Consider the following 20,895-nt stretch of genomic DNA (forward strand, 5'->3'; position numbering starts at 1 on the left):
TTTTCATACTATTTTGCCGCTTCATCCAGCCTTGTCAGTAGGTTCTGGAGCTCTTCATCTGCCAGGTGGCGCCATTGCCCACGTTCCAGACCGTCCAGCGTAATGTTCATGATTCGAATGCGCTCCAGCTTCAATACCCTGTACCCTAACGCTTTGCACATTCTGCGAATCTGGAGATTGAGCCCTTGGGTAAGGATAATCCGAAATCTACATTCACTCTCCCGGTAGATCCGGCAGGGCTTGGTGATAACCCCTAGAATACCCACGCCGCTCGCCATGGCTTGCAGAAATTCATCTGTAACTGGATGGTCTACATCCACTACATATTCCTTCTCATGCCCATACTCCGAAGACATCATTTTATTCACGATATCCCCGTTGTTCGTCAATAAAATAAGTCCCTCCGACGCCTTGTCCAGTCTGCCGACTGCGAAAATCCGCGCGGGATAGTTGACGAAATCTATAATGTTGCCCTGAACCTCTCTAGCTGCCGTGCAAGTAATGCCGACGGGCTTGTTCAAGGCTAAATACACCGGTTCAGAACGCTCTTCCGGAAGGGCTTGACCGTCCACAAGCACTGTATCGCCAGGCTCTACTTCCGCACCTTCTTCGCAGACCCTACCGTTAATGCTGATCCGCCCAGCGGCAATCAAACGGTTGGTCTCCCTTCTGGAATAGACGCCAGACAGGCTTATGTACTTATTGATTCTCATACTAAACCTGCTCTCCCTGCTATGTGCAATGCCAGAAGCCGTCTTACCGGCTTCCTCCGCTCTTATTCGCGCCTGGTTTTACCGCACCACTCTTGGCACCAGCGGCTCCTTTGGCGTCAGGAGCACCGGAGGCACCGCCCTTCAAGAACTTGGGCTTTACTGGCTTTGCTGTCTTATTCCAGCGTGTCCACCCCTTGCTGCCTGTTCCACGACCTGTGCCGCCGCCCTTACTCTTTGCACCCATATGATCACTCCATTAGTATCTCTTTAGCACTTTTCACAGTTGTGCACCTGACTATCATACCATTACCTTCGCCAAAAATCCGAAAAAAAACACAAATCACCCGCCATCCAGAAGGAAGACGGGTGATTATAGTGTTATTTATTACGCTTTAGGCTGAATATAACCTTCCGCTTTGAGCAGTTCGGCGATCAGCACCGCACCGCCAGCTGCACCGCGCAGCGTGTTGTGGGACAGACCAACGAACTTGAAGTCATGCAGCGAATCTTCGCGCAGACGTCCAGTGGAAACACCCATGCCGTTCTCGATATCCCGGTCCAGCTTCGTCTGTGGACGGTTCTCTTCTTCGAAATAGGTGATGAATTGCTTCGGCGCGCTTGGCAGCTCAAGCTCCTGCGGACGGCCCTTAAAGTTCTTCCACAGCTCCAGGATCTCTTCCTTGGAAGGCGTCTTCTTGAAGGACACGAATACCGATGCCATATGGCCGTCAGCCACCGGCACACGAATACACTGGGAAGTGACTACAGGCGTGGAAGCTTTCACGATACCCTCTTCGGTCAGCTCGCCCCAGATCCGCAGCGGCTCTTGCTCACTCTTCTCTTCTTCGCCGCCAATGTAAGGAATCACGTTGTCGATCATCTCTGGCCAATCAGCAAATGTCTTGCCTGCTCCGGAGATCGCTTGGTATGTGCTTACGACAACCTTCTCCGGCTCAAAGGCCGCCAAGGCATGCAGTGCTGGCACATAGCTCTGGATAGAACAGTTTGGCTTCACGGCAATGAAGCCTGTTGTGGTGCCAAGACGCTTACGCTGCTGCTCGATCACCTTAATATGATCCGGGTTGATCTCCGGGATCACCATCGGTACGTCCGCCGTCCAGCGATGAGCGGAGTTGTTGGAGATGACCGGCGTTCCAGTACGTGCATAGTCTTCTTCCAGCTTCTTGATTTCTTCCTTCTTCATATCTACTGCACAGAAGATCAGGTCCACATCTTTGGCGAATTCTTCTACCTGGGATGCATCCTGAACCATAATATTCTTCACGCTATCAGGAAGTGGAGTATCCAGCTTCCATCTGCCGGCAATGGATTCCTCAAAGTTCTTGCCTGCAGATCTGCTGCTTGCAGCAATTGCAGTCACTTCAAACCAAGGGTGGTTCTCTAGTAAAGCGATAAAGCGTTGGCCTACCATTCCTGTACCGCCGACAATGCCGGCTCTAAGCTTCGTTGTCATGAAATCATACACTTCCTTTTAAGTTACTTCCCTATCATTCATTAGGCCGATTATAAATGATATATGAAAGTTTAACAATATGTGAAATGAAAGACGGTCGTTCACTACTATCTATATACACATTCTGACTTGTCTATGTTCCCCGATAATTAGCCTTGAAAAGCACCCAGCCGCTTAGCCAGCTCCGCCAGATCCTGCCCTTTGAGCGCTCCCTCAACCAGACCCGGCAGAAGTGCAGGCGTGCAGGCGAAGCACGGGGTTCCGTCACGGGACAATTGCCCCGCCAGACGCTCGTCATAGAAAGGCTTTCCTCGATCCGACAAGGCCAGCAGGCACATCGTTCGCACCCCGGACTCCCGCATTTCGCGCATACGACGGACCAGTCCGGATTGATTGCCGCCTTCATAAAGGTCCGAGACAATAATAAAGAGTGTCTTCTGGGGCTCTTCAATAAATTGCTGACAATACTTCACCGATTTATGAATATCCGTACCGCCGCCAAGCTGAATGCCGAAGAGCATATCCACTGGATCATTCTCGCATTGCTCGGTCAAATCGACAACTTCAGTATCGAAAACCACGACCCGTGTACGCAGCGCAGGAATACTGGCAAAGATAGAACCGATGACCGAAGCCCAAATAATCGAATCCGCCATGGAACCACTTTGATCGATATCCACAATTACAGTCCACTCCTTGCTACGGCGGGCACGGTCAAAATAATAGAAACGCTCGGGAATAAGCTGCCGTCTCTCTGTATCATAGTGCTTCAGGTTGCGCTGAATCGTCCGCTTCCAGTCCAAGCCACTGAGGGAAGGCAGCGGCGAATGCTGCCGCTTGTTGAGCGCTCCGGTGACTGCGCGGCGGATGTCCGTCTCCAGCAGCTTCACCAGATCATCCACCACCGCTTTTACCAGCAGACGGGCTGTGTCCTTCGTCTTCTCGGGGATTTTGCCCTTCAGCGCCAGTAATGTGCCCACCAGTTGAATATCCGGCTTCACGGTAGCAAGCATTTCCGGCTCGAACAGCAGCTGCTTCCAGCCCTTGCGTTCCATGGCATCATGCTGAATAATCGACACGGTATCCTCCGGGAAAAAGGTCCGCACATCTCCTAGCCATTTGGATAGATGCACAGCCCCATGCCCCGTACCAGCCCCTTTGCCTTTGCCGCCTGCTGCCGAACCTCCAGCGTTGCTGGCCGCTCCAGTATCATCGTATATCGCGGCTAATGCCGCATCCATGATTTGCTCTTCCGCAGTCAGCACAACGTTACCCGACTCCGAGTAGCCGGATAGCTGGTCATTTGCACCCTCTCCGAGAATGAGCCGCCATCTTTTCAATGTATGTTCCTGTCTGTTCTCTTCCATGGTCAAAAGTCCTCGAAGTCAAACTCATTCAGATCGTCCAGCATTTTCGTCTCTTCCTCCTTCAATTCACCCGTCAGAATCTCTGCCGCCTGCTCCGAGTTAACACCCCATAGCTCACCTAACAGCTCGGCGATCATGGTCTTCTCTCTTGGTGAGAAGGTACTGAACGCCCTGCGCAAAAACACAAGCGCCCGCACAAACTCATCATCCTGCAGCGAGTTGATGTAATCATTGAGCTGCTCCCATAAGCTCATGCGCGATAACAAGCCGTAGCGGTTACGCATGGAAAGGCCCTCAAACCAGCCGGCGCCCAGATCGGCCGGAATACCTGGAGATAGCCTCCGCGAGACTTCGGCGGCACATTCTGCGGCAGTAATCGCGCCGCGTTCCATCAGAATGGCGCAGGCAAAGCCGGACAACCGCGGGTTGCGGTCGTCCCGCTCCGACAGATGCAGCAGCTCCTGAAGCCATAGCTCCCCATCGACGGTGTCGTCATGATCAAAAGCAATGGCGTTCAGCTCATTCATCGCTGCGGTCATTGCCGTGGCTGCTTCATCGTTACAGCCCGCAGCATCGGTCAGAAAGAGGCAGCCGCGCAGGAACAGCTGCTCCAGCAGCGGCACTAATGGTACAGTGTCGATTCTGCGGATATCTCCGTAGCCGATAATGATCGACAGCTCCCGCGCAGCCGCTGCGATCTCAACCACATCGCGGCTGTCTACAGCGAGAGTCTGCAGCACCTGCCGGCCCTCCTCAATCTGTGAAGCCATGCCGCATTGACAGGCAATCTTAATCAGCGCTGAAGCTTCTGCAATGGAACGGCATTCGTTCAGCTTCTCGCGGAGCACATAGGCGCAGGCGATTTCTACTGTCTCGCCCAGCAGCGTGGATTCGACGACCTGAATTTCGACCTCCGGAGTCCACTGGATGATCCAGTTCTCGGCCCATGTCGCCCCTTCCTGGCCGCTCGGCTGGCTTTTCGCGAAGGAAATGCCCAGCAGGCTCAGCCGGTGGAACAAGATCGAACGGTTCAGATCCAGAAAAGCCGCTTCTGTAGAAGTTACCCGGCGGTTCTCCCGCAGATCCAGCGACAGATCGGAGGCTACCGTAGTTTTGTACTTCTCCAGCTTCAGCTTCTTGAACAACCGGTTCAGATCATCCTGAATCGGAGTCTGGCTAACCCCTTCGGCAAGGCTGCCGATAGCCGTCCCGACATCCACCCTGGCGAGTGCTTCGGCGATGACAGACAAATCTCCGTGACCAAGCAGTGTCTGTGCAGCATCATGCAAATCACGCAGCGTCGGAGCGCTTCCGCTATGCAATGCGGCCAGCGCTTCCGCCAGCCGGACCGCCTCTATAACTTCAGCCGTGGAACGGTGGGTTCCCCCGCTGCGTACAAGCCGGGCAACGGAAGACAGATATAGATAAGGCAAATCCTCTGGCGCTCCGGCTACCATCGCTTCCCACATCATCTGATAATAATGGGGAGCCCGATTCCCCGCCCCATATCCGGACATCGTGGACAATTTATAATAAGAATAAGGCATCAATGTCAACTTCGTGCTGCGTGAAGGCAACATTGCCAGTTCTTCATCAGTCATGTAATCCGTCACATCAGCCAATGCCGCTGCGTGATAGGCCCCGCAGATAACCACGATCCGCTCCGGGTCATGGCCAGCGGCAATGGTGTCTCTAATCTGCCGTCTCATATAGGACTCACGTACATAGTTGTAGGCATGCTCTACCGGCTGTTCCCGCTGCTCCTGTCCTTCTGAGAGATCCCGCATCTCAGCAGAAAAGGAGAGGATGGCTTCCCGGTAAGCACCTGGGCTGGCATTGTGCTCATAATTCCGTTCCCAGTACATGTCGTAATCATGCTCACCCGCGACACTGGCAATCCGGCTATAGAGGGAAGGCGATGCATCTCCATACTCTCTCTGCTCTTCTGTCCCCTTTTCCGGATCAGATTCCAGCGCAGCCGGTTCTCCCGCCTTCCCGGAATCCGGCGCTGTATCATGCTCCAGCCCTGCTGAAGGTCTTGAAGTGTCCTGCAACGCCAGAATGACTGACGATGGCAGATCAATGAAAGATACCATCGCTCCATTCGCCTCTGCCCATTGCAGGCCTTGCAGCTCGGGTGAATACACGGCGAATGGCCATAGCGCAGTCCGTACCGGCAAATCAGCGGTGAATGCCAATACAGCAACCGGAGGTTTGGTTTCTTTATTCGTCAAATGGCGAATTTCTGCCGTGGCGTCTGCCGGGCCTTCAATCAGTACCGCCGTCGGCTGAAGCTCATCCAGGTAATCCAGCAGATGCTTTGCACCGCCCGGAGACAGATGCCGCACCCCAAAAATATGCACAGCCGCTTCAGCAGTTGGTCTCACTCGTTCATCTCCTTACAGGCTTGATACAGGCCGCGCCACTCGGCTCCTCTTTTCTTCATTACATTATTCAGATATTCTTTCCAGACCAGCTTATCCTTGTCATCATCCTTGACAATCGCCCCTTGAAGTCCGGCAGCGATATCTTCGTCTGTCAGCTCGCCGCCGCCAAAGCTTGCGGCCAGCGCCATACTGTTCGTGAGCAGGGAGATCGCCTCGGCTGTCGAGATTACACCTGCCGGGGACTTCACCTTCTCTTTCTTGTCGAGTGTCATGCCGCTGCGCAGCTCACGGAAGATGGTGACCACCTTCAACAAAGCTTCATCGGCAGGCACCGCAGCCTGCAATTCGTAGGATGACGCAATCTCGCCCACCCGTTTTTTGACAATGGACAGCTCGGTTTCCAGGTCCGACGGTGCGGGCAATACAATAATGTTGAACCGCCGCTTAAGAGCCGCCGACATTTCGTTGACCCCACGGTCCCGTGTATTGGCGGTGGCGATGATGGAGAAGCCTTTACGGGCCCCGGTTTCTTTGCCCAGTTCAGGAACCGAGATCGTCTTCTCGGACAAAATCGAGATCAGCGCGTCCTGCACTTCTGAAGCGCAGCGGGAGATTTCTTCAAAGCGGGCAATCCCGCCCTCTTCCATCGCACGCATAATCGGGCTTTTAACCAAAGCCTCAGGCGTCGGCCCGTTCGCCAGCAGCATGGCATAGTTCCAGGAATAGCGGACTTGCTCTTCGCTGGTTCCCGCCGTCCCTTGAACGACAAGACCCGAATTGCCATAGATCGCCGCTGATAAATTCTCGGAAAGCCACGATTTGGCCGTACCCGGCTCCCCGATCAGAAGCAGGGCCCGGTCCGTCACCAGTGTAGCGATTGCCATTTCAATTAATCGGGTATTGCCGATGTACTTGGGTGTAATAACTGTCTTACCGGCCTTGCCGCCTACGATGAATGTCAATACCGAACGTGGAGACATCTGCCAGCCGGCAGGAATTTTCCCCTTATCCGCTTTGATCAACGCCCCCAGCTCCTCGCGGTATAGAACCTCCGCTGGAAGGCGCATGTAATCTTGAAGCTGAGCTTGCTCTGTCATTTATTGTTCTCCCCTTTGGCTTAAAGTTCTTATCACGTACGACAGCTGCTCGCCTGCTTCATATCTGTACATTGGAAGCACTGCCTCCAGACGTGACAAGAACGACGAAGGTAGCCCGCAGAGCAGGTTAAACACATAGATATCGAATACATAGCAATTGTTGTTGCGCTTATCCTCCAACGCAGCCATCAGCGCTTCTTGCCGCACATCAAGTTCAGCTCCGACCCGTTCCAGTCCCATGAGCAGGAGACTTGCGTATTTATTGCGGAACTCCGGATTATTGTTCAGCTTGCGCAGCAAATACTTCTGTATCAAGGGTTCCCCTGGTCTGGCAAATGCACTGACAAGTTCCGGTTTGTTCTTCTCCAGCGACCAGCGCAGCCAGCGCGGGTCCCAGCAATCAGCGATTTCCTCTGGAGAGACCGGCTCCAGGGAAGAGATGGAGTAATACCTGCTGGAGGATGGTCTCCACACCGCGTCATACATTTGATACGCTCGTTGCACCACCATATCTTCGATAACTTGCAGCAGCTTTTGTTCGCGCTGTTTGGTCCCCTTGTCAGGTGTTGCATCAGGCTGATTCGCCAGCGGCTCGGCATACTGCTCATACAACACTGCCGGAGACCAGAGGCGGAAGGCAAGCTGGAAGGCATGTGGAAGATAGCGGTGGTTCTTCTTCTCCACTTCCTGAATCAAAGCAAGCCCCTCAGGAGTATTCAAGCTACTGATGTAATTAGCTGCCCAATCGACAAGCTCAATCCAGCCTAATGAAGTATACAGGGAATGCTGTTGCAAAATGCTGCTGTAGATTTCCGTCAGACCTTCACTGTATTTGCCCACTACGGCCAGCTGGTAATGATTCAACCGGGTCCGCAGACTTTCTTCCCGCTTCTTGTCTCCCTTTACTTCTGGCGTCTTCTCCAGATCAGCTGCAAAATCACGCACAATTCGTGCGTCCAGCCGTCCAGACTCACTTAGAGCGCTCGCCGCCAGTTCGATATCCTTGCCGCTGAATGCCTCGTACAGACGGTCGGCAGCCTGAACCGTTTCGCTCGCCGCAAGAGCCCTGAAGGCTGCTTCCCGGATCGGCTTTTTCTTCTCCATCGAGAAATTCAGCAATGCAGCTTCATAACCGGTATATCCAGCCAGCAGCCTGATGGCCGTCGTCCGCACTTCATCCGAACCATTCTCTGCCGCTTGACAGATGAAGTCCATCTGTTCTGCCCCGCTCACCCGTTCAATCACATGCAGCTTGCGGGACTCGCTTTTACCCCCGGACGGATCAAAACCTTCCAGCAAAAAAGCCGTTATAGGCTTGCCGTAGGCCGGGAGGATGGCATCCCGCGCGAATTCGGCCAGCTCAGAATAAGGATCTCTGAGCGCAGCTATCGCGGCGGGAAGCAGCCGCAAATCCTGAAAAACACCTTGTTCATAAGCATCCTTCACAATCTCATAGCGCCCGCTGCCGGTTGTGGACAATGCCTGCTGCACCTCTGCCAGCTTGCGGTAGGAGAGATTGGTCTTTAGTAGTATGGGGCGGCTCGCAAGCTTATCCGGTTCGGCAAGGGGGGCTGTAGAGCCCTGGGTGTACAGTATCGAACCCAGCAGCAGGGCCAGATCCTGGAGCTTCACGGCTGAAGCTGTTCCCTGTTCTTCCGCCTGTTCTACCAGAGAGGAGATACCCTCCCCTAATCTTTTAAATACAGGTGACCGTTCACCAAGCTGCTGAAACTGCGGCAAAAGACGCTTAAGCCGGAAATCGCCCTCAGCCAGATCACTCCCGGCAATATACAATCTTCTAAGCTCCTGGTTAAGCTCTTGCAATAAAGCGGTACTCATGGGATAACCCCCTATTGTAATTTTGGATAATTAGTATAAAAGACGGGTTATCCCGGCATCGTTGATAACGGTGAGCGGCTGGGCAACGAGGCGCCCTTGATCAGACAAATGTTCGAGCATGACAAGAACGGCAATATCCTCATGCCATTCAGACGCAAGGTACGGCAGCAGTTCTGTCGTGCCCTGCGGTAAGGACGGAATGTTCTCCAACACCAGATGCTGTCCGGATTCATCCGTCAGCGTGTATTGCCCGCCCTCCGTCTGGCCCAGCCTTGCGGCATGCAGCAGCAGGACAGGGTTCTTTTCTCCAAGCGGATTCTTCAGCTCGTTCTTCGCTTTCTTCAATGCTTCCGTATAGGAACGCTGCGCATTGGCCGAGACAGCGGCCAGGTCAGCACCAGTTACAGCCCTCGGCAGCATCTCGTCATAGCGGACCCGGACGTTCATTTGACCCGGATAACGGTACAATAGAGGAAGCTGCGCCACTTCAAAGAAGCTGTCGTCCTCCCGCAAATGCTTGGCAGCCTTATAGGGCCGGTATTGCACAGTTCTGTGAATATCTCCTGTGGCCTGCTCCAGCCAGTATCCAAGATCCACATATTCCTGACGGGCAGCGTCATCATAACTATAAAAAGCAAGCTGAAGCAGCTCTGCTCCCTCTGTCACGAGTCCAACTTCCTTCAGCTCCGCGAGCTGCCAGGCATGCCCCAGCCATTCCTCGATGGTGGATTCATGGTCACGGGCCAATTCAGGGTCCTCCTGCTTGGCTGTCAGATAGGTCCGGCCCTTCTTGATGAATGCATGCAGCCTGGTTAATTGCTCCACCGCATATGTATAGCTCTCCTCATGATCCTGACCCCTGGACAGCAGCAACGCAAAGCGGCGCAGCTCATTCTGTGCACCAGGCAAATAATAATTGCCCATCTGCTTCACATGCTCATTGATCGTCTTGACCGTTTTGCTGTCAATCGTCGCAAGTCCGCCGCGGATCAGCGAAAGGATCAGCTTCTCCAGCACATCAAGCCCTTCCAGCTGAGCAGTGATTTTTTTCTTCAGAGCAGATTTGTTGACTTTCTTAGGCTTCGGTTCGCTACCTTCCTCAGCCTGCTTCGCTTTTGTCTCTTCCCGCTTTTCCGCTTTTTCGCGTTTGGAGAGAATATCCTCCGGTACGGGAGCAATCTGAAATTCCAGACCTTCACAATAGGCATACATCAGTCCCAAGGCATGCTTGCAAGGAAACTGGCGGCTGGGACAGGTGCAGCGGGCAACCGGCTTCTCAGGAACCACAAAATCGACCGAACAGACATAATTAGACTTGCCGCTACCCGAGCATTGGCCGAACAGTAGCTCACCATTCTCCGAACGGTTCAGCTCCACAAAGCTTTTCTTCTTCACAAGCCCTTGCCCATTCTTGATAGCGGCCGCATTAGGGGCCAGTGAATCCACATAGGACGAAGTAAGTTCAAGCAAAATATGATTCCTCCCTGTTACGAACAGATATGAGATATGATAGTAGATAAGATCACATGTTTGCATATTATCATATCAAAAAGAATTATATGTTCCAATCCGAGCAGGAAGACCTATAGCTAAGGTGGTTAATCTGTCTCAGGAAATCTGAGTATATAGACTTATTTGAGAAGGATAGCCGTGCAAAGATGAATGAAGATATACTCTATGTCAACAAGAAGGAATTGGGCGCGTTGGTCTAACACAGAACGCAAAAAGGACACCCTCGTAGCACCATACTACGAAGGTATCCTCATATTTAACTTACTTATATTATTAAGTTAAGCTTGAAGTTCCTACTCATTGAGAGTTTTCAGCGTTGACAAATGCAGCTGTGCTCCGACTACATATAATGTTTCTCTGGGCCGGACGGCTTCGCTAGCGTCAGTAGCGATCCTCAGTTGCAATGCCGGTTCTTTCATTTGAACCAGCCTTTTTCCTTAAAACGGGTAATCGCCTCGATCCGGTTGCCCACGTCAAGCTTATCCAGAATGACAGAAATATAATTTCGAACCGTACCGGTTGTAATAAACAGCTGACTTGCGATTTCTTTGGTGTTCTTTCCATCAGCGATGAGACCCAGCACTTCCTTTTCCCGTTCCGTCAAGGGATTAACCTCTCCACCGTACGCCTGATCCATCAGTTCAGGAGCATACATCCGCCGTCCGGCCATCACACTTCGAATGGAGGAGGCTAGTTCTTCACTTGGACTATCCTTAAGCAGATAGGCATGGACTCCAGCCTTCACAGCGCGCTCAAAGTAACCTGCCCGGGCAAAGGTGGTCAGAATCATTGTCTTGCAGCCGGAATTCTTCAGCGCTTCTGCTGCTTCCAGGCCGCTCATCGCTGGCATCTCAATGTCCATGATACAAATATCCGGTTTATGTAGCTGCACCAGCGACACCGCTTCCTCACCGTTGCTCGCTCGCCCCACCACCTTCATATCCTCTTCCAGATCCAGCAGCGAAGCCAGCGCTCCGAGCAGCATACGTTGATCCTCGGCAATAACTATTTTTATCATGTCGTCTCCTCCTTCACCGGTTGTTTGAATGCATTGGGAACTCTTATCACAAGGGTGGTTCCTCCGCCCTTCACAATATCCATCGTACCGTTAACAAATTCAAGCCGCTCTCTCATGCCCTGCAGGCCGTGTCCTTTAGAATAAATGTTATCCCCCGAAATCCCCGTTCCATTGTCCTTCACTGTGATTGTCAGATCTGTCCGGGAGGGCTGGATCATAATCCAGCATGCCATGGCATTACTGTGCTTCACCACATTGGTGACCGCTTCTTTAATGCACATGCTGAGTACATTTTCCGTAATGAGGGAAGTATTGGTTAGCTTCGGATTACCCTCCAGCAGAAAATCGATCTCTGCCGCCTGAAGAAACTGCCGGATACGTATTAACTCTTCCTCCAGCCGAATCCCCCGCATCTCTGTCACCATCTCCCGCACTTCCTTCAGGGCACTCCGTGCCGTTCGGCGCACATCACCTATTTCAACAACCGCCTGCGCAGGATTCTTGTGAATCAGCTTGCTGGCGAGATCGCTCTTGAGCCCGATCAGGGAAAGCTTTTGTCCCAAGGTGTCATGCAGATCACGGGCAATCCGCTGCCGCTCCTCAAGCTTCACCAGTTCGGAGATACGTTTGTTGGCGTCCTCCAATTGGCCCTGCAGCTTGTCCTGATTATTGCGGTTATAGGTGGTAACGGGCAGCAGCACAACCGCAATCATACTAACCAGCACAAATGGCAATTGGCTGATAAATACGGGATTGCGCGAGAGCAGCACGTAATTGATGGACACGATGGTGGTTAACAGATGAATGGAATATAGCGTGAAGAATCCGACCCTGTTCTGGATATTTCCGATAAAGAACGCCAGAAACAGCGCAAAATACACATAGCCAAACAATAGCGTCATCGTAATTGAAACCACTATTTGCACGCTTGTCCAGAAGTACACCAGCCAGCCTTTTGAAATAAAGGATAGTACATAGCACACAAAGAACAGCATGATCATGACGATGCCGGATACCACTTGATAGGTGGAAGAAGACCGGAAAATGAAATAGAACGGAAGAATGTAAAAGACGACCCACACATAAGGGCTGAGTCCGGTGCTTTTATGAAAAATAGAATACCATTTCTGCATATCTGCCATCCTTTTGATCAAAGTTGTTCATCCTTATATTAGCACAAACTTGACAAGTATCGCTTCAAAGGGAAAACAAAAGGAAGAACAGCACCGAACAATGATCTTCGGCTCTGTACTTCCTTGGGTATAGTGTTCAATCTCCCTGAAGAGTCGGTTTATGCACAGTTAACACTTCTGCGACACGCTTGGGATTACGCAGTCTGGCCTTCATCTCCTTGAAGCTCACGAAGCCTTTATTCTCCTCATCCCACAGACGGAAATGAATGGCTTTGAGACTGGTGCCGATCGTAATCGTAGTCGCCTTTTGCAATGGTGGAGTTGAGTTATGCACTTGTTCCAGATTATAGTTAGGCACCTTCGGGCTTAAATGATGTACATGATGGAAGCCGATATTGCCGGTAATCCATTGCAGCAGCTTCGGCAGCTTGTAGTAAGAACTTCCTTCTACCGCAGCTTTCACATAGCTCCACTCGTCTTCGTTCTCGAAGTAGGAATCTTCGAACTGGTGCTGTACATAGAACAGCCAGATTCCGAGGAAGCCGGATACAAAGACGATAGGCAGTTGCACCAGCAGGAATGCCGGCCAGCCAATGGCCCAAATAAGCACACCGTACAGCACAACAAGCGAGACATTAGTGAGGTACGTGTTCATCCGCTCTTTGCGCTTGGCTCCCTTGGCGTTAAACCGGTATTGGAGCAAGAACACAGCGATCGGCCCAATGCCGAACATAACAATCGGGTTACGGTAAATCCGGTAATACAGCCGCTTCCATGAAGAGGCCTCCGTATATTCATTCACGGTCATGATCCAGATGTCGCCAATCCCTCTTTTGTCGAGATTGCTGCTGGTTGCATGGTGGATAGAATGGCTATGCTTCCACTGCCGGTAAGGAACCAGTGTCAGAATGCCGGTAATGGTGCCCACGATATCGTTGGCCCGGCGGCTTTTGAAGAACGAGCCATGGCAGCAGTCATGAAAAATGATAAATGTTCGAATCACGAAGCCTGCGGCTGGAATTGCAAACAACAGTGTAAGCCAATAGGATACGGACAGGCTAAAGTAGGCGCTGCACCATAATACTACAAGCGGCAACAGCGTATTTATAAGCTGCTTTATACTTCGTGTACGATCCGTTTTCTCATAAGGAGCTACACTTTTTTTTAGGCTGGCGAGCTGGGCTGACTGATCTTTGCGCATGGTCGTCGTTCCTCCTTGATGTATCCCGCTGGGGAAACACTCTTCTGCTACTAAGTATAGAGAAGACAATGTCATCCTTTAAGACACAAACATCAAGTAGGCAGTATGACATATGTCATACTCTAGCCCGGGACGTTACGCGGCCAACCCAACACGCTAAGCTCAAATCATTAACCGATGGTGGTGTTCTATTGGATTTATGGCCAGAGGACAGGTATACTATTTTTACTTCTATAAGGGTATAAAATTATATTTATGTTTATCAATAAAGGAGAGTTTCAACATGCCTATTAATCGTCCACTATTTACGGATATTGACCTGCAGGAAGCCGTAGATCGGCAGTACCCTGTGCGCGTCTTCCAAGATGATCATCTGGTGAATTCCGGCGGCTTCATTGTCCGCTTCACGGATTCCGATGTAGTCATTCAATCCCGGGTCAGCGACTTGACCTATTATTCCCGTTCGAACTGCCAGTTCTTTGAGGTCAGACCTTAGAGACTGACTGCAATTACGTCTGGAATAAGAATTGGGCAACAGTGGTGCAAGGCGCTTATTCGGAGAGAAGCTGGGTATAGTTCCCCGCGGTTGGAGACACTAAGAGCGATGAATGCCGCTTTTGGCAAATTCAACCGATAATGAGGTGCTAGCCTATGTTCAAACGTTTTGACGAGATTGCCATTGAGATTCCGGAAGTAGAACGCCCCGATCCCAATGCCGCTGCTGCGGTTCAGGAACTGATGGGCGGGAAATTCGGCGAAATGTCGACCCTGAACAACTACCTGTTCCAATCCTTCAACTTCCGCAGCAAAAAAAAGCTTAAACCCTTCTACGATTTGGTTACGAGCATCACTGCAGAAGAACTGGGCCATGTCGAACTGGTTGCCCATGCGGTTAATAAATGTCTGCGTGGCTCCACGCAATATAAAGAACCGGATCAAACACCGCTTAATCCGTTGAAAGATATTCGCAATACTTACTTCGGATTAGCCGGCGCACAGTCCGCGCTTCCCATTGATTCCATGGGCCGGCCCTGGAGTGGAGAAAATGTCTTCAATAGCGGGAATCTGATTCTCGATCTGCTGCATAACTTCTTCCTGGAGTGCGGAGCACGTACTCACAAAATGAAGGTCTATGAAATGACCGATCACCCTGCTGCACGGGAAGTTGTCGGATACTTGCTCGTCCGCGGCGGGGTGCATGTCGTGGCCTATGCCAAAGCACTGGAGGTAGCAACCGGTGTGGATGTCAGCAAGCTGGTGCCGATCCCCTCCCTCAGCAACAAGGCATTCAACGAAACACGAAAGTATGAGGAGAAAAGCCTTCATACCAAGCTATATACGAACAGCGACGGGGATTTCACAGCGATCAAGCAGATCTGGAAGGGAACTCATCCCGAAGATGGACAGCCGCTTGAAGTTATAGAAGGTTCACCTAAAGGATATCCGATTGCTGAGGCACCTGAAGTGCCGGAAGAATTTGCGCCTGGCATCTCAGAAGAAGATTTCAAAGCGATTGCCGCCAGGTTGCAGCAGGCCGCTAATATTCGATAAGACGCTCACCACTGAATCAATTTCACAAATCCATAAGTGAGCGTCTAATCATCGATATCAAGTTGTACATGGTTTAGGTATAACTTGATATTGTACCTATTCGGATTGAAATCCGTATTATGAAATGGATTCAACTTTATAAAAAGTTTAAAAAGCCGGGCGACAGGACCTCAGAGGGTCTTCGTCCGGCTTTTCTATGTAGCGCTATGTTGAGTTACCTGAATGTCACTTTTTGAGACCGCTGCCCGATCTCATCTTCTCCTTCAGTACATCACGGAAGACGACCATCTTCTCGTCCGCTCTCTTCTGCTTGGAATTGGCCACGGGTTGAGGCCTGAAATACTGATGATTGAAAGCCATAATACTATGTACTGTCATATTCATGCTGGATTCATCCTCCCTTCCGTAATCTTTTCCCTGTCAACATGTCCATGCATTGACTGCTTTCTTCTTTATTAACCCGTATGCCTTACTCTTAAACAGCTGAAGTTCATTTTCATGCTAAAAAGATGTTTTTTTTCATAGCAGGATAATCCCCATGATTTTCATCCATAATATAGGTAAATTCAGTTGGGAGGAACTGCCTGTGAAAATGTCAGGAGCACAGCTCTGGATCGCTGCATTAGGCGGCGTCAATGAGATCGGCAAGAACATGTACCTCGTGCAGTATGCCGATGATATTATTGTTATCGATTGCGGTGCCAAATTTCCCGATGAAAGTCTGCTAGGCATCGACCTGATCATTCCCGATGTCAGCTACTTACTGAACAATATCGATAAGGTACGCGGACTGGTCGTGACTCACGGACATGAAGATCATATTGGCGGCATCCCTTATCTGCTGAAACAACTGAACATTCCGATATATGCTTCCCGCTTGACACTAGGCCTGATTGAAAACAAGCTGAAGGAGCATGGCCTTCTTCGGCAAACGAGCCTGCACTGCATTGATGCGGATTCGACACTAGACTTTGGCACCATCACCACCACCTTTTTCAACACCAATCACAGCATCCCGGATTGCCTCGGGGTTGTATTCGATACTCCCGAAGGAACCGTCGTACATACAGGGGACTTCAAATTTGATATGACACCGGTCAACAAACAATACCCTGATCTGCACAGAATGGCTGAAATCGGCAAAAAAGGTGTTAAAATCCTACTTTCAGAAAGCACCAATGCTGAGCGCCTTGGCTTCACTCCGTCCGAACGACTGGTAGGATCACATATGGAAGAAGCGTTTAAGAATGCTGAACAAAGAATCTTTGTCTCCACCTTTGCTTCCAATGTGCACCGTCTGCAACAGGTTGTGGATGCTGCTCATCATACTGGGCGTAAGCTCGCTCTGCTGGGCAGGAGCATGGTGGCTGTGGTCGGCGTAGCCCAGGAATTAGGGTATCTGGATATTCCGGATGACATGTTGATAGAGCCTGCGGAGGCTGCCGACCTACCGCCTGAACAATGTGCCGTGTTATGTACAGGTAGTCAGGGTGAACCTATGGCCGCCTTATCCCGTCTGGCGAACTCCAGCAATCGGCTAATGGAGATTCACGCTGGGGACACTGTACTGATCGCGGCCAATCCAATCCCCGGTAATGAACGAAATGTCGCCCGAATTGTAGACAACTTGTATATTCTGGGTGCACGAGTCATCTACGGCTCCCGCAGCGAGCTTCATGTATCCGGGCATGGCAGCCAGGAAGAACTGAAACTGATGCTGACCCTTATGAAACCGGAATACTTTATTCCGGTGCACGGAGAGTACCGTATGCTTCATCATCACAGCCTGTTGGCCGAGGCGGTAGGTGTAAATCCTGAGAATATTTTCATTCTCAAAAACGGCGACATTGTTGAAGCTGCGGGGGGGACTGTCAGACAGTCCGGCAAAAAACTAACCGCGGGGCAGATCCTCGTCGACGGTCTGGGCATCGGGGATATTGGCAATGTGGTGCTGCGCGACCGGCGACAGCTCTCAGCTGACGGTATCCTGATCACAGTCATTACACTTAGCCAAACCGATGGACGGCTGCTGAACAGCCCCGATACCATTTCCAGAGGGTTCATCTATATCCGCAACTCGGAAACGCTAATGGACGAAATTAATCAATTGGTCACGGATACGCTGCATAAAATGCACAAAGCCGATCTTGGCCAATGGAATATCATGAAGCAGACGATCAAGGATGTCCTGGGTAAATTCCTGTATGAGAAAACCAAACGGCGACCGATGATCCTGCCGATCATTATTGAGGTGTAACGGCTTCAGCGTGGGTAGACAGACAAGAGCCTCCAAGTGACCAAGGGTCCTTCGGAGGCTCTTTGTATATAGCTTGATATGTTATTTGACCGCGAACCAGGAAGCTTCATTGAGCTGTTCCAATTCATCGACCGTAAGCTGGAAGGTCATCGCACCGATGTTTTCCTGGGCATGCCGCACCTTCGATGCACCCGGAATCGCCACGACCGTATCGCCGTGATAATGAATCAGCCAATTCAGCGCGATCTGCCCTGAGGTCGCATTGTATTTTCGACCCAGGGCATCCAAAGCCTCTATTAATGGCCGACTGCGGGTCAGGCTCTTTTCATTTAAACCGGACATTAACCGGCGGCTGCGGGTCAGGGCTTGAATCTGCGCCGGATCATGATGGAAACGACCCGTGAGCAGTCCCTGCTGCAGTGGAGAATAAGCAATGATTGAAATACCATGCTCCTTCGCAGCCTCCAGAATTCCGTTGCGGTCAATCGCCCGGTCGAGCAGATTGTATTTAACCTGATTGGAGACCAACGACAGTCCATGCTGCTGCAACAAGCGGTGAGCCGCGACCATCTGCTTCGCCGAATAATTGCTGACACCGACATAACGGATTTTTCCCGCTTTAACCAAGCCAGCCATCGCCTTCATCTCCTGAGCAATCGTGGACAAGGAGAATGGCTGGTGAATCTGGTACAGGTCAATGGTTCGTCCACCCAGGCACCCTATCCGCTCCTCAATCGTGGAGGTAATCGAACCCGCGGTACGGAAAAGTGGCCACCACTTGGTCGCGATCAGCGGAGCCGATTGAGGACTTCCCTCCTGCCGCAACTGGTCAAGGACCTGTGCCAGCGCTTCCTCTGATTTGCCTCCACCGTAGACCTCTGCCGTATCCACCCAATTCATGCCGCCTTCAAGACTGACCCGCACAATCTCGAGAATATCGCCTTCATTCAGGTTGCTCCAATAGCTGCCCACCAGTCCCTTTCCCCGGCTAAACTGCCAGCAGCCCAGGCCCAGTGGCGAGACGGAAAGCGAAGACTGACCCAGGGGGCGCAGCTTCACCGCTGTCAAGTTCTGCTCCATCACTCATCCTTCTTTCCCCGCTATGAAATAAAAACCATTAGTATGATTACGCCTAACATATCATTTATTTCCTGTAATTAGAAGACAACTTTATTGCTGGATCAGTTTGAGGAAATTCTCCTGCAAGGTGAGCGTGTATGAACTGCCCTCCCACTTTGCTGTAAAACCCAGCGCCTGTGCAAGCTGAGCTGCGGGAACCATCGAGGTGTAGCTCACCAATATGCTCTCGCCCATGGGGATAGTTCTGCCATTTCCCAGCTTGTAATTCCCATCCTGAAGCACAACTTCTTTGCCATCCTTGGTCAATGTCATGATGCCGCCCACAGACCCGATGGTATAACCCAAACTTTGGGCCACATCTCGCAGCGGTACCAGTACTCTGCCCTCCCGAAAAATTGGCGGCTGGAGAGGTTCCAGCATCTGACCGTCGATAATCAGCGTTACGGGCTTCAATAGGGGGGAAACCGTAAAAGGACGGGAATCCAGGGCACTGATGCCCAATTGACCGAACATATTCGTGCCCCAGGCAGCAACCGTTCCATCTTTCATAACCGCATACTTACTGTTTTCTCCTGTGGCAAAAGACACCGGCGCTTGCAGCCCTTTAATCTGCCTCGGCTGTGTAAAACTAAGCTGTCCGTCGGCAGCATACATATGACCCCACGTCCAGACTGTACCATCCTTCCGGACAGCGGCAAAACCGTTCAGATTCAGCTCCAATCTGGCGATATTGCTGGGTGATGTGATTTTCTGAAGCGGCTTCTGATTACTCCCTGCTCCCCATATCCAATATTCCCCCTTCTGGTTCTGCACGAGGTTGATGAAGCCATTCGTGTCTATAGAAGTTATGCCAGAAAGCGAAGACATCTTCTGAAACTTGATTGGATAGCTGGGAATCCCGAAGTTACTGCTGTTCCAGCCGCCGACCGATGACCATACTGCTCCACTATTCGTCAGGGCAACTAGACTGTCACCGTTAATCACCACAGACTTCACATTGTAAAGACCACTGACCGGAGTCGGCGTCCTTGGCAGTCCCATGTTATCGTCCAGTGCCCCGGTTCCCCATACCCATAAGGTACCATTATCCTTGAGCGCGGCGTAGTCGCTGCCAACCCATTTGATTCCACTTAAGCCCGGCACCTTTACAGCTGCAGGCAGAGTGGTATAGCCAGTTTCTGAATCAGCCGGGGATTTCCATTCCCAGACGGTACCGTCTTTTTTCACCGCTAGCGCACGATCTACTCCACTGCTCAGAGCGACTACATCCGTCAAGCCGGACACGTTCTGGGGTAACAGTACCTCTACAGATTTCCCTGTCAGAGTAGCGCTGTCCTTCTTTTTAAATCGGCCCCAAGCCGTAACGGTTCCATCTTGCTTAAGCGCCAGATAATATCCTCTTCCAAGGACAAGATCTTTGGTATGATCCAAGAATGCTAGACGATGAGGCGTGATCGTCCAACCTTCAGGACTGGCGACTCCATTACCAAATTGTCCGTAGACATTGCTGCCCCAAGCCCACACGGTACCATCTTGGCCAAGCGCGAAGGCGTTTCCACCCCAGAAGCCTGGAGAGGCGACTATCTTCTTGATATTTGAAAGTTTGGCCGTAGAGGGCACTTCCGCTGCCCCAACAGCTTGAGGTATGGGCACCCACAGTAAAGCAACGCATAATACAACACTAAGCATAAGGAACTTGGATCGAGATAACTTCATCACCTGATCTCCTTCTTATTCAGATTATGGTATAATTATCCTGGCTGAACACCTCCTATTATAACGAAAGACCGCAGCAACGTAATACATAACAAGACAAATGATCTAGAACACATTAAAATAACAAATATAGCTTATCCTATATAAGCCGAACAAAGGAAATTCACAAAAACAAAGATGAGTGAACGGGGAAGTTTGGAACTGTGGACGCAAAGCGCTCGCCTGACTGCTTTCCATAGAGAAGCTAGCACCGTAACATAGTCTGTCGACAGATTTCAGCACTAGAAGCGGTACATTCCCGTATAGTCCCCTTCCCCTTCAACAGTCGTCTTAACAGTGCGAAAGAGGGGCATCCTCCCCAACTATATAAGCTGAACTTAAGAATTAGGCAAGGTGCTATTCTTAAGTTCACTTTATATAAGAGCATTTTTGTACCTTATTTTACTTTAATATAGGTAAATGAGGCAAATAAGGGCATTATTGTATCTTATTTTCCGAAAAAACCATACTCGATGGATATTCTGGAAGATTTAAGGTACAATATTGCACT

General features: G+C 51.0%; 17 protein-coding genes. 3 read left to right on the top strand and 14 right to left on the bottom strand.

Annotation, left to right across the window (positions count from 1 at the left end):
- Nucleotides 1-8: 8 nt before the first annotated feature.
- The 11 genes from ACFVU8_RS07935 to desA all read right to left on the bottom strand — a co-directional run bounded on the left by ACFVU8_RS07935 (nucleotide 9) and on the right by desA (nucleotide 13,741).
- Nucleotides 9-713, bottom strand: coding sequence for a pseudouridine synthase (locus ACFVU8_RS07935; RefSeq protein ID WP_379466174.1), 705 nt, complete (start codon nucleotides 711-713; stop codon nucleotides 9-11).
- A 43-nt stretch (nucleotides 714-756) separates the two neighbouring features.
- Nucleotides 757-957, bottom strand: a complete 201-nt coding sequence (locus tag ACFVU8_RS07940) for a DUF3934 domain-containing protein (RefSeq protein WP_379466175.1) — start codon at nucleotides 955-957, stop codon at nucleotides 757-759.
- A gap of 141 nt (nucleotides 958-1,098) precedes the next feature.
- Nucleotides 1,099-2,187 carry an aspartate-semialdehyde dehydrogenase gene (gene asd, locus ACFVU8_RS07945; protein WP_379466176.1) on the bottom strand — a complete coding sequence of 363 codons (1,089 nt, stop codon included), beginning with the start codon at nucleotides 2,185-2,187 and terminating at the stop codon, nucleotides 1,099-1,101.
- A gap of 149 nt (nucleotides 2,188-2,336) precedes the next feature.
- On the bottom strand, nucleotides 2,337-3,554 hold the full coding sequence (locus tag ACFVU8_RS07950) for a VWA domain-containing protein (RefSeq protein WP_387426694.1): 1,218 nt from the start codon (nucleotides 3,552-3,554) through the stop codon (nucleotides 2,337-2,339).
- Between the two features lie 2 nt (nucleotides 3,555-3,556).
- Complete coding sequence (locus ACFVU8_RS07955; RefSeq protein ID WP_387426695.1) at nucleotides 3,557-5,941, bottom strand: DUF5682 family protein; 2,385 nt, start codon at nucleotides 5,939-5,941, stop codon at nucleotides 3,557-3,559.
- Complete coding sequence (locus tag ACFVU8_RS07960) at nucleotides 5,938-7,038, bottom strand: ATP-binding protein (protein ID WP_387426696.1); 1,101 nt, start codon at nucleotides 7,036-7,038, stop codon at nucleotides 5,938-5,940. The genes ACFVU8_RS07955 and ACFVU8_RS07960 overlap by 4 nt, the downstream gene beginning before the upstream one ends.
- Entirely contained in the window at nucleotides 7,039-8,877 is a 1,839-nt protein-coding gene (locus ACFVU8_RS07965; RefSeq protein ID WP_387426697.1) for a HEAT repeat domain-containing protein, read from the bottom strand.
- A 30-nt stretch (nucleotides 8,878-8,907) separates the two neighbouring features.
- Nucleotides 8,908-10,347 carry an SWIM zinc finger family protein gene (locus tag ACFVU8_RS07970; protein ID WP_387426699.1) on the bottom strand — a complete coding sequence of 480 codons (1,440 nt, stop codon included), beginning with the start codon at nucleotides 10,345-10,347 and terminating at the stop codon, nucleotides 8,908-8,910.
- A 457-nt stretch (nucleotides 10,348-10,804) separates the two neighbouring features.
- A complete protein-coding gene (locus ACFVU8_RS07975) occupies nucleotides 10,805-11,407 on the bottom strand; it encodes a response regulator transcription factor (RefSeq protein WP_175374606.1) in 603 nt (200 codons plus the stop codon).
- Complete coding sequence (locus ACFVU8_RS07980) at nucleotides 11,404-12,540, bottom strand: sensor histidine kinase (protein ID WP_175374832.1); 1,137 nt, start codon at nucleotides 12,538-12,540, stop codon at nucleotides 11,404-11,406. The genes ACFVU8_RS07975 and ACFVU8_RS07980 overlap by 4 nt, the downstream gene beginning before the upstream one ends.
- A 136-nt stretch (nucleotides 12,541-12,676) precedes the next feature.
- Nucleotides 12,677-13,741, bottom strand: coding sequence for a Delta(5) desaturase DesA (gene desA / locus ACFVU8_RS07985; RefSeq protein ID WP_066370487.1), 1,065 nt, complete (start codon nucleotides 13,739-13,741; stop codon nucleotides 12,677-12,679).
- A 283-nt stretch (nucleotides 13,742-14,024) separates the two neighbouring features.
- Between desA and ACFVU8_RS07990 the strand changes: the two genes are divergently transcribed.
- Nucleotides 14,025-14,237 carry a hypothetical protein gene (locus tag ACFVU8_RS07990; RefSeq protein ID WP_066370491.1) on the top strand — a complete coding sequence of 71 codons (213 nt, stop codon included), beginning with the start codon at nucleotides 14,025-14,027 and terminating at the stop codon, nucleotides 14,235-14,237.
- Nucleotides 14,238-14,392: 155 nt separating this feature from the next.
- The gene (locus ACFVU8_RS07995) at nucleotides 14,393-15,292 is read left to right on the top strand and encodes a manganese catalase family protein (RefSeq protein ID WP_379466182.1); all 900 of its coding nucleotides are present in this window, start codon (nucleotides 14,393-14,395) and stop codon (nucleotides 15,290-15,292) included.
- A gap of 225 nt (nucleotides 15,293-15,517) precedes the next feature.
- On the opposite strand, the gene ACFVU8_RS08000 is transcribed toward ACFVU8_RS07995, so the two are convergent.
- Nucleotides 15,518-15,676 carry a hypothetical protein gene (locus ACFVU8_RS08000; protein ID WP_175406419.1) on the bottom strand — a complete coding sequence of 53 codons (159 nt, stop codon included), beginning with the start codon at nucleotides 15,674-15,676 and terminating at the stop codon, nucleotides 15,518-15,520.
- 208 nt (nucleotides 15,677-15,884) lie between these two features.
- Here ACFVU8_RS08000 and ACFVU8_RS08005 point away from each other — a divergent pair, with 208 nt between their 5' ends.
- Nucleotides 15,885-17,549: a ribonuclease J gene (locus tag ACFVU8_RS08005; protein ID WP_387427227.1), complete on the top strand. Its 1,665-nt coding sequence runs from the start codon at nucleotides 15,885-15,887 to the stop codon at nucleotides 17,547-17,549.
- A gap of 81 nt (nucleotides 17,550-17,630) precedes the next feature.
- Here ACFVU8_RS08005 and ACFVU8_RS08010 read toward each other — a convergent pair whose 3' ends face one another.
- Nucleotides 17,631-18,629, bottom strand: a complete 999-nt coding sequence (locus tag ACFVU8_RS08010; protein WP_387426701.1) for an aldo/keto reductase — start codon at nucleotides 18,627-18,629, stop codon at nucleotides 17,631-17,633.
- Between the two features lie 90 nt (nucleotides 18,630-18,719).
- Nucleotides 18,720-20,345 carry a stalk domain-containing protein gene (locus tag ACFVU8_RS08015; protein WP_387426703.1) on the bottom strand — a complete coding sequence of 542 codons (1,626 nt, stop codon included), beginning with the start codon at nucleotides 20,343-20,345 and terminating at the stop codon, nucleotides 18,720-18,722.
- Between the last annotated feature and the right edge of the window lie 550 nt (nucleotides 20,346-20,895).

Source organism: Paenibacillus sp. NPDC058177 (genome assembly GCF_042883835.1).
GTDB classification, from domain to species: Bacteria; Bacillota; Bacilli; order Paenibacillales; family Paenibacillaceae; genus Paenibacillus_AQ; species Paenibacillus_AQ agri.

Coding starts and splice junctions, on each gene's coding strand:
- ACFVU8_RS08010 (WP_387426701.1), bottom strand. CDS start 18,629: ATGGAGCAGAACTTGACAGCGGTGAAGCTGCGCCCCCTGGGTCAGTCT.
- ACFVU8_RS07965 (WP_387426697.1), bottom strand. CDS start 8,877: ATGAGTACCGCTTTATTGCAAGAGCTTAACCAGGAGCTTAGAAGATTG.
- ACFVU8_RS07980 (WP_175374832.1), bottom strand. CDS start 12,540: ATGCAGAAATGGTATTCTATTTTTCATAAAAGCACCGGACTCAGCCCT.
- desA (WP_066370487.1), bottom strand. CDS start 13,741: ATGCGCAAAGATCAGTCAGCCCAGCTCGCCAGCCTAAAAAAAAGTGTA.
- ACFVU8_RS08005 (WP_387427227.1), top strand. CDS start 15,885: ATGTCAGGAGCACAGCTCTGGATCGCTGCATTAGGCGGCGTCAATGAG.
- ACFVU8_RS08000 (WP_175406419.1), bottom strand. CDS start 15,676: ATGAATATGACAGTACATAGTATTATGGCTTTCAATCATCAGTATTTC.
- ACFVU8_RS07995 (WP_379466182.1), top strand. CDS start 14,393: ATGTTCAAACGTTTTGACGAGATTGCCATTGAGATTCCGGAAGTAGAA.
- ACFVU8_RS07950 (WP_387426694.1), bottom strand. CDS start 3,554: ATGGAAGAGAACAGACAGGAACATACATTGAAAAGATGGCGGCTCATT.
- ACFVU8_RS07940 (WP_379466175.1), bottom strand. CDS start 957: ATGGGTGCAAAGAGTAAGGGCGGCGGCACAGGTCGTGGAACAGGCAGC.
- ACFVU8_RS07990 (WP_066370491.1), top strand. CDS start 14,025: ATGCCTATTAATCGTCCACTATTTACGGATATTGACCTGCAGGAAGCC.
- ACFVU8_RS07975 (WP_175374606.1), bottom strand. CDS start 11,407: ATGATAAAAATAGTTATTGCCGAGGATCAACGTATGCTGCTCGGAGCG.
- ACFVU8_RS07935 (WP_379466174.1), bottom strand. CDS start 713: ATGAGAATCAATAAGTACATAAGCCTGTCTGGCGTCTATTCCAGAAGG.
- asd (WP_379466176.1), bottom strand. CDS start 2,187: ATGACAACGAAGCTTAGAGCCGGCATTGTCGGCGGTACAGGAATGGTA.
- ACFVU8_RS08015 (WP_387426703.1), bottom strand. CDS start 20,345: ATGAAGTTATCTCGATCCAAGTTCCTTATGCTTAGTGTTGTATTATGC.
- ACFVU8_RS07960 (WP_387426696.1), bottom strand. CDS start 7,038: ATGACAGAGCAAGCTCAGCTTCAAGATTACATGCGCCTTCCAGCGGAG.